Genomic DNA, 8,549 nt, shown 5'->3' with positions numbered 1-8,549 from the left:
AAAACGATGGGCAACAGTTTGCTCATCGTTTTTCATTGATTGGTAATAAATCGATAAATCCTAATTCAGGATTGTTATACAAGCGAACAAAGAATTTATTTCCAGTCGCAAATCCTCTTGAAATATATAAAAGTCTTCCTTCAAGATTCTTGATACCATGAGTATATCTTGGAAATAATCCTTGTTGTGGTGCATATAATCCTTGTCTAATAAATGGGATTGCCCATTGACCACCATGTGCATGTCCACTGATGATTAGATTTACAGGTAGTTGTTCATAAAACGTAATATGATGTGGTCGATGTGATAAAAGGATTCTATAATACGATGTCATACAAAGAGAATCTACTTCTTCTACTGTCTTATTCATCTTAGGACCACCATCCGTTAAACCAATGATCTCTAGTAATTGCCCATTAATATTCATTACTTCACTATCATCTAATAGTACCTGCACACCATCAGAACGCATTGCAATCACATAGTCATGTAGTTCTTCTTTCAACATCGCATCATGATTTCCACTGATATACACACGTGGGTATTCTCTCAAAGCATGCATGAGTGCAAGCATGCTCTCATTATCTCCTTTAGGCGTAAAGATATCACCTGGAAATACAATTAAATCAGGTTTATGTTTATTTACCATACGAATAATACGCTCATTATCTTTACCAAAACTTTGAGAGTGCAAATCCGAAATCACACAGATACGAACACGTCTTGAAATAAGTGGTGAATATATCTTTTTTCTTGTCGCATCAATTTTATGCGGCCATCCTAAAAATATAATCAATGCAAGCAATAAAATCGTCACTATCGAAACAAGTAAAATTGTATGCATACCTTCTATCCTCCTACTCCACTTAACCAATTTGTCTTATATAACCGAATTAAATATAATACACCTCTTATCGCAATATCAATCGTCATCGCTAACCAAGCCCCCATAAGGCCCATCGTTGGTGCCAAGAAAAACGCTAGTGTAATACGAATCCCCCATAAACTTAGTAAATTGAGTATAAATGGCACTACCGTATCACCAGCGCCACGTAATACACCTGTAATTACAATCGACGCCGCAAATAATGGTTCTGCAAGCATGACAACACGAATTACACTGACACCTAGCCTTTGCACTTCGACATCCGGGGTTAAGATTGCAAAAATTATCGGTGACGTAAAGAATAGGAATATTGCAAGGACACCCATTACAGACATACCCAATAACGTAATAATATTCGCAAAGTCTTTTGCAAGTTCTTTCTTACCAGCACCAATTGCTTGTCCAATTAATGTTGTTGCTGCAGCCGCGATACCATAACCTGGCATATAACAAATTGATTCTACTGTATTGCCAAAGGAATGTGCCGCAATAGCCACTGTACCTAGTGGTGCAATAATCTTTGTTGACGCAATCTGTCCCATGCATAATACACTTTGTGCTAATGCATTTGGCATTCCAATCTTCCAAGCAGAAGACAATACTTCTTTACTAGCAAACCAATTCCCACGAATTTCTTTAATATGTAATTCCTTTGATTTTGTTAGGGCTACCTTAAAGGAAATCACAGTACATACACATACTGCTAGTGATGTTCCAAGCTGTGCACCAAAAACACCAAGATTTGCACCATATACCCATATTTCAATACCAAAGATTGAGATCAGACGAGATGGGAAAATCAAAATAAAATTAAAGATAATATCTAAGATACACATTAATACAGCCATCTTACTTGGAGTCTTCATGTCACCTGCACATTGCAACATACCATTCACCAAATAATTTAACTGACGTATTGGAAGGAAGATTGCATATAAACTTAAATAATCTATCGCATCTTTCCATATCTCCGGCTGTGCTTGTAACCAAGATGGGGCAACATGTGCCCACACATAACAAATGCCAGCAATCAAAAATGATATCAATAAAGATGTTAAAATCGATCCTTTAAATATCCTTCTACTACGATCAAGCTTTCCTGCCCCAACAGCATGTGCAACCTGCACCGAAAAGCCAATTGAAACACTGTTAATCAGTTCACCAAATAACCAAGTACTCGACATAACCAGACCAATTGACGCCGATGCTAATGCCCCAAGTGCGCCAACCATCGCTGTATCAATAAATCCCATGACCGTCTCTGTAATGACCGCCAGGATGCCAGGGATACTTAAATCTCGTATCAATTTGATTTTATCGGAAAATGTTAATCGTTCTGCATTCCGTATTTTTTCTGCTAGCTGTGTATTCATACGCCTATTATACAAAAAGGTACTCCCTTTGGAGTACCCCTCATGCTTATTTATTTGGATTAAAGTATACAGTTGTGCCAGCTTCTACAGATTTAGTAATCCATACACTCGCTCCAATCACACAACCATCCCCAATTACGGTATCACCACCAAGAACTGTCGCATTGGCATAGATAACAACGTTATTACCAATATTTGGATGACGTTTTATACCCTTTACAAGCTCACCATTCTCATCAACCTTGAAACTCTTCGCTCCAAGTGTAACGCCCTGATATAACTTCACATGGTGACCAAGCACTGCTGTTTCGCCAATGACAACACCTGTACCGTGGTCAATGCAGAAGTAATCACCAATCTTCGCACCAGGGTTGATATCAATTCCCGTCTTTTCGTGTGCATATTCTGCCATTAAACGTGGGATATATGGAACTCCTAAGTTATATAACACATGTGCAATACGATAGATAAAGATAGCGTAGAAACCAGGATATGCAATAACAACTTCCGGCTTTGATTTCGCCGCTGGATCTCCATCATAGATTGCTTGGATATCTGTTAAGACAGAACGCTTGATTGTAGGTAGTTCCTGCAAGAACATATCTCTTAAATGTCCGCAGATGGAACAATCCGCACCCTTAAATTGTAAAGATGCTTGGATTTCCTTCTGTAAACCTTCCGATAAATAGTTTAGCGCCTGTTGTTGATTTAACATTCCAGCATGATAATAGTCTGGCAAAATAACTGCTTGTACCTGTTTTAATATCGTTATGATATTTGTACGATCAGGGATTCGCATTTTTAATACTAGATCTTCATCCGTAATATCATTTAATTCTTCAAGTAGTGTTTCGTAATTTTCCATTTTATTCTGCGAATAATGCAGTTGATAAATAGCGATCGCCTGAATCAGGTAATAATACAACAATTAACTTACCTGCATTCTCTTCTCTCTTCGCTACTTCAAGTGCAGCGTATACTGCTGAGCCTGAAGAAATACCAACTAATATTCCTTCCTTTCTGCCAATTTCAGCACCTGTTGTGAAAGCTTCCTCATCTGTAACACGGATAACTTCATCATAGATATCTGTATCTAATGTTGTAGGAATAAAGCCTGTACCAATACCTTGAATCTTATGTGGACCTGGTTTACCACCTGTTAATACAGCACTTGTTGCAGGTTCAACACCAATCACCTTCACATTTGGATTCTTTTCCTTGAGATACTTACCTGTACCAGAGATAGTTCCTCCTGTTCCGATAGCGGAAATGAAGATATCAACCTTACCGTCTGTATCTTCCCAGATTTCTGGTCCTGTTGTTAAGTAATGTGCTTTACGGTTTGACATATTTTCAAACTGCTGTGGGATAAACGAATTCTCAATGCCAGATGCAAGCTCCTCAGCCTTAGCAATTGCGCCCTTCATACCCTTAGCGCCTTCTGTTAATACAACTTCAGCACCATAACCCTTTACCATCTTACGACGTTCAACAGTCATTGTATCTGGCATTACTAGAATAACACGATAACCCTTCGCTGTGCCAACCGCAGCTAAACCAATACCTGTATTACCTGATGTAGGTTCAATAATTGTAGAGCCTGGTTTTAATAAACCTGCTTCTTCAGCATCTACAATCATCTGATATGCAATTCTGTCTTTTACAGAACCTGTTAAGTTAAAATATTCAACCTTTGCTACAACACGTGCTTTTAAGCCAAGATCCTTTTCAAAATGTGTAAATTCTAATAATGGTGTGTGACCAATTAATTCAGTTGTTGATTTTTTGATATTTGACATAGTATTTTCCTCTTTCTTTTACGTAATATAGACAAGCGGTAAAACAAAAATCCGAGCATGCATTCATATGCCCGGATTTATTTACGATTGCACTTGCGAATCACTGCAATAATTGTAAATTAAAGCAGTCCCGACGCAGTAACAGCATTCATCCGGACATTGTTTAAAATACAACAGCAACACATTTGATTCATCATTTGTTTGTTCATGCCCGCTTCCTCCTGTTCACCGTTCTTATTACGGGAATTATCATAGTACTATCGGTTTTATTTGTCTACTCTAATGATTCAATTTTTTTCTTTCATTTTGAATAAGTGCTTGAATATCCGCTTCTTCAAACTGTTCTAACTGCTCCGACATTTCAGATTCATCCGCAAATTGATCAAAGATTTTTTGTTTATCATGTAATCGTTTAACCAGTATTTCATCTATCGTATCTGCTGCTAATAATCGGTATACAAATACATGATTGACCTGACCCATACGATAGATGCGAGAAATAGCTTGCATTTCATCCGAAGGTTTTAATTGTGGTTCACAAAGAATGACAATCTCTGCAGTCTGAATATTTAAGCCAATACCACCCACGTGAATTTGTATTGGTAATACTCGCGCAATCGGTTCATCAAACTGACGTAGAATATCCTGCCGTTTCTCTAACGATAATTTACCGCTAATCACAGGTAAAGCTTTTCCTAATAATAAGTCCGAAACAAAAGATAATGTGTCTAGAAAGTAAGAGAATATGACAACCTTTTTTCCTTCACTTAGTGCCTGTAAACAAAGTTCCGTCATGCGTTCAGCTTTTGTAGAATTAAGTGAGTCCCAGGATACTCTACGCATTGCCATAAAGTTTCCGGTTTCAACGGCTTTGTGATAAGAGTTGATTTCTTCCTCATTCATCATGCACCATTCATCGTGAATCGTTAATTCTGGAAGCTCCATCAGTACATCTGCACGCTTACGGCGTAAATACACCGGTGAAATCTTCTTGCGGAACAAATCTGCTTTTGCTAGATATTTCATATCGTTTACTTCGCTTGCAATTGAAGGATTTAAACATTCAATTAAATAACACATTTCATCTACGTTATTTTCTATCGCTGTACCTGTCATATATAGAGCGTATTCTGCTTGTTCAATCATTCGTACTGTATTGCGTGTACGTTGTGCCTCTTTGTTTTTAACAAAGTGCGCTTCATCTACAACAACCATGTCAAGCGGAAAATCTTTGTCAAAAATAATCTTATCTAAACCTTCATAGTTAATGATTGCAATACCACCATCACTCTTCCAGATTTCAAAATCACTAATACCGGTTCCATGCAACATATATGCTTGCATGTCTGTTAGTTTTTCAATTTCACGCTTCCAGTTTAGTAATAACCCGGCTGGGCATATTACAAGAAAATAACGATGTCCTTTGTGATGTAAATGATTCACTGCCGCAATCGCTTGAATAGTCTTTCCTAGACCCATCTCGTCTCCAAGCAGTACCCTTTTCTGATGCAAGATATACTTCGTTCCAAATTCTTGATAATGACGCAACTCCGTATGGAATGATTCTAAAAATAATGGTGTTGCTTGTATTTGTTTTAATAGCGAAACATCAATATCTTCATCAACATCATCCTTGATTTCAATATCCGCAAATTTTTCAATCACTGTATAATATTGAATCGCATTTTCTTTATAGTCCTGCAATATCGTTTCAAAATCTACATTTTTTAGTGCAGTACAATTATCATAAAATTGCATAATTGTTTCTGCGTAAGAAGACTGGTTAAAGTACTTTACATCTTCTACAGCTGTTAAAAATTTCTGTTTCTTTTTTCTACTACTAAAAATCCAACCAAAGAAATTTTGTATCAGGCCACTATTATCATAGGCTTCTTGGATACCACGTTCTGTTTCTTGATAAATTACATTTAATTTTGCATAGTTTTCTTTTGTATGCAGATAGAAGTAAATTTCCTGAAGAATCTCTTTATCCCTATCCGTTAGATGCTCTAAGTCTATACGATAGTGTATCTGATTTTTAATGGCTGCAGTACTACGATGTAATGCCAACATGAGTTTATCTGCCGTTTCATCCCCAATACCATTTAGTGCTTCTAGTTGTCTATGATTATATTTCAATAAATCATACATCGTTGTGATGTGATTGGCTTCAAGTGCTTGTAGAGGAAGTCTTGTAAAGGATTTTGTTAAGTCTGTAATTGGGACTTGTCGAATCTCCTCGTTAACTTTATCCACGATGATATCTTGGCACCGATCATGAATGACTTGGATATTTTTCCTTTCTTGACTGCGTAAAGAAAAGAGTTGATCTCTTAACATCTTCAACTGTTCGCGTTCATATCGAATCTCTTGATAGTTAATCTTTCGAAATATCATATTTCCTCATATGAATTATAAGTTGTTATTCTAAAAAAACAAATGACCACATTTGTAGTCATTTGTTTTTTTATTTTGTCCACTTTACAAATTCTTCATCTGTCGCAAGAACTGTATGTGTATCAGAAATCTTGTGATAACTTCCTGCCGTGTAATCAACACCCTCTTTCACCTTATCATAACTGAGTGCGATACGTTTTTTCTCAACAACTGGATTAGCTTTCGGAATCGCAGACAAGAGCGATTTTGTATATGGATGAACTGGATTATCAAAGATTTCATCTGTTGTACCAGTCTCTACAATATGCCCCAAGTGCATAACCCCAATACGATCAGAAATATACTTCACCATTGAAAGATCATGTGCGATAAATAAATACGTAATACCAAGCTCTTGTTGTAAGTCTCGCATTAGATTAACGACCTGTGCCTGTACCGATACATCCAAAGCAGAAATGGCTTCGTCTGCGATAACTAGTTTTGGATTCATAATGAGTGCACGCGCAATCCCAATACGCTGTCTTTGCCCACCTGAGAACTGTTGTGGATAACGTGTCGCATGTTCACGGGATAAACCAACCTTCTCCAAAATTTGATATACACGCTCTGTTAACTCTTTTTCGCTCTTATAGTCATGATGAATACGCAATCCTTGCGCAATAATTTCTTTGACTTTCTTACGTGGATTTAAACAAGCCATCGGATCTTGGAAGATCATCTGCATATTTTTACGGAGATAATCATTTTCCATTTTTGAAAGCTTTCCACTAATATCATGACCATCAAAGATAATCTTACCTTCTGTAGGATCATATAAACGGATGACTGCACGTCCTGTTGTGGACTTACCAGATCCAGACTCCCCTACTAGTCCATAGGTTTCACCTTCATAGATATCAAAGCTAATACCATCTACAGCTTTCGTTGTGTAATTTCGAGAGATACGGAAGTGCTGCTTTAAATTTTCTACATGCAATAATGGTGTTGCGTTATAATCAACTGCCATACTTTTCACTCTCCTCCCTCATACGTTCAATTCTTTCTTTTAGAATTGCCGGCATCTCTGCGCGTGGACTTCTTTCATCACATAACCACGAAGCCACACGATGCTGTCCACCGACATTAAACATTGGTGGTTCTGCTTTATAGTCAATTGCTAATGCATATTCATTACGCGGTGCAAATGCATCATACGTAATTGGTTTTAATAAATCTGGTGGAGTTCCTGGAATTGCGTATAATCGATCAGAATTGGTTTCTGTATCAGGCATAGACGCAAGTAGTCCCCATGTATATGGATGACGAGGATCGTAGAAGATTTCATCAATGGAACCCTTCTCAATAATTCTACCTGCATACATGACATCGACATAGTCCGCAACTTTTGCGACTACTCCTAAGTCATGCGTAATAAAGATAACTGAGATATTTCTTTCTACCTGAAGCTTTTTAATCACTTCTAGAATCTTCGCCTGAATTGTTACGTCAAGCGCTGTAGTTGGCTCATCACAAATTAGAATATCTGGATTGCATGCAAGTGCTATTGCAATCACAACACGCTGACGCATACCACCAGATAACTGGTGTGGATATTCCTTAAAACGCTTCTCAGGGTTTTCAATACCAACTTCTTCTAGCAGCGCTATTGCACGTTTCTTTGCTTCGTCTTTGGAAATACCTTCATGAATAATCATTCCTTCCATGATTTGCTTTCCTATCTGCATTGTTGGATCAAGTGATGTCATCGGATCTTGGAAAATCATCGCAATATGTTTTCCGCTAAAGCGGTAACGAATTTCTTTCTGCGATAGTGTTGTCATATCAACAGTTTCACGTTCGCCCTTTTCATTTGTAAAACTGTATTCAATACGGCCACTATCGATCCTACCATTACCCGCTAGAATTCCCATGATGGCACGAACAGTAACGGACTTACCAGAACCAGATTCGCCTACGATAGCGATTGTTTCGCCTTTAAATAAATCCATACGTACACCACGAATCGCTTTCACCCTACCTGAAGCAGTTTCAAACGAAATATTCAGATCACGTATTGATAATACTTTATCTTTTTTATCTTTGTTTGCTGACATG

General features: G+C 37.6%; 7 protein-coding genes. All 7 read right to left on the bottom strand.

Annotation, left to right across the window (positions count from 1 at the left end; all coding sequences use genetic code 11):
- Positions 1 to 22: 22 nt before the first annotated feature.
- The 7 genes from RWM19_RS08210 to RWM19_RS08180 all read right to left on the bottom strand — a co-directional run bounded on the left by RWM19_RS08210 (position 23) and on the right by RWM19_RS08180 (position 8,548).
- On the bottom strand, positions 23 to 844 hold the full coding sequence (locus RWM19_RS08210) for a metallophosphoesterase (protein ID WP_313985824.1): 822 nt from the start codon (positions 842 to 844) through the stop codon (positions 23 to 25).
- 5 nt (positions 845 to 849) lie between these two features.
- Positions 850 to 2,259 carry an MATE family efflux transporter gene (locus RWM19_RS08205; protein WP_313985821.1) on the bottom strand — a complete coding sequence of 470 codons (1,410 nt, stop codon included), beginning with the start codon at positions 2,257 to 2,259 and terminating at the stop codon, positions 850 to 852.
- Between the two features lie 46 nt (positions 2,260 to 2,305).
- Positions 2,306 to 3,124, bottom strand: coding sequence for a serine acetyltransferase (locus tag RWM19_RS08200; RefSeq protein WP_313985818.1), 819 nt, complete (start codon positions 3,122 to 3,124; stop codon positions 2,306 to 2,308).
- Position 3,125: 1 nt separating this feature from the next.
- Positions 3,126 to 4,058, bottom strand: coding sequence for a cysteine synthase A (gene cysK, locus RWM19_RS08195; protein WP_313985815.1), 933 nt, complete (start codon positions 4,056 to 4,058; stop codon positions 3,126 to 3,128).
- A 279-nt stretch (positions 4,059 to 4,337) separates the two neighbouring features.
- A complete protein-coding gene (locus RWM19_RS08190; protein WP_313985813.1) occupies positions 4,338 to 6,455 on the bottom strand; it encodes a DEAD/DEAH box helicase in 2,118 nt (705 codons plus the stop codon).
- A gap of 70 nt (positions 6,456 to 6,525) precedes the next feature.
- Positions 6,526 to 7,461 (bottom strand): ATP-binding cassette domain-containing protein, encoded by a 936-nt coding sequence (locus RWM19_RS08185; protein WP_313985810.1) that lies wholly within the window; start codon positions 7,459 to 7,461, stop codon positions 6,526 to 6,528.
- On the bottom strand, positions 7,451 to 8,548 hold the full coding sequence (locus RWM19_RS08180; RefSeq protein WP_313985808.1) for an ABC transporter ATP-binding protein: 1,098 nt from the start codon (positions 8,546 to 8,548) through the stop codon (positions 7,451 to 7,453). The genes RWM19_RS08185 and RWM19_RS08180 overlap by 11 nt, the downstream gene beginning before the upstream one ends.
- Position 8,549: the final 1 nt, after the last annotated feature.

The sequence above is a fragment of the uncultured Solobacterium sp. genome, from assembly GCF_963517755.1.
GTDB lineage: Bacteria > Bacillota_I > Bacilli_A > Erysipelotrichales > Erysipelotrichaceae > Bulleidia.
This window is presented reverse-complemented; position numbering and strand designations above follow the sequence as displayed.

What these genes read in the sequence shown, in the direction of transcription:
- RWM19_RS08210 (WP_313985824.1), bottom strand. Translation starts at nt 844, where the DNA reads ATGCATACAATTTTACTTGTTTCGATAGTGACGATTTTATTGCTTGCA.
- RWM19_RS08205 (WP_313985821.1), bottom strand. Translation starts at nt 2,259, where the DNA reads ATGAATACACAGCTAGCAGAAAAAATACGGAATGCAGAACGATTAACA.
- RWM19_RS08200 (WP_313985818.1), bottom strand. Translation starts at nt 3,124, where the DNA reads ATGGAAAATTACGAAACACTACTTGAAGAATTAAATGATATTACGGAT.
- cysK (WP_313985815.1), bottom strand. Translation starts at nt 4,058, where the DNA reads ATGTCAAATATCAAAAAATCAACAACTGAATTAATTGGTCACACACCA.
- RWM19_RS08190 (WP_313985813.1), bottom strand. Translation starts at nt 6,455, where the DNA reads ATGATATTTCGAAAGATTAACTATCAAGAGATTCGATATGAACGCGAA.
- RWM19_RS08185 (WP_313985810.1), bottom strand. Translation starts at nt 7,461, where the DNA reads ATGGCAGTTGATTATAACGCAACACCATTATTGCATGTAGAAAATTTA.
- RWM19_RS08180 (WP_313985808.1), bottom strand. Translation starts at nt 8,548, where the DNA reads ATGTCAGCAAACAAAGATAAAAAAGATAAAGTATTATCAATACGTGAT.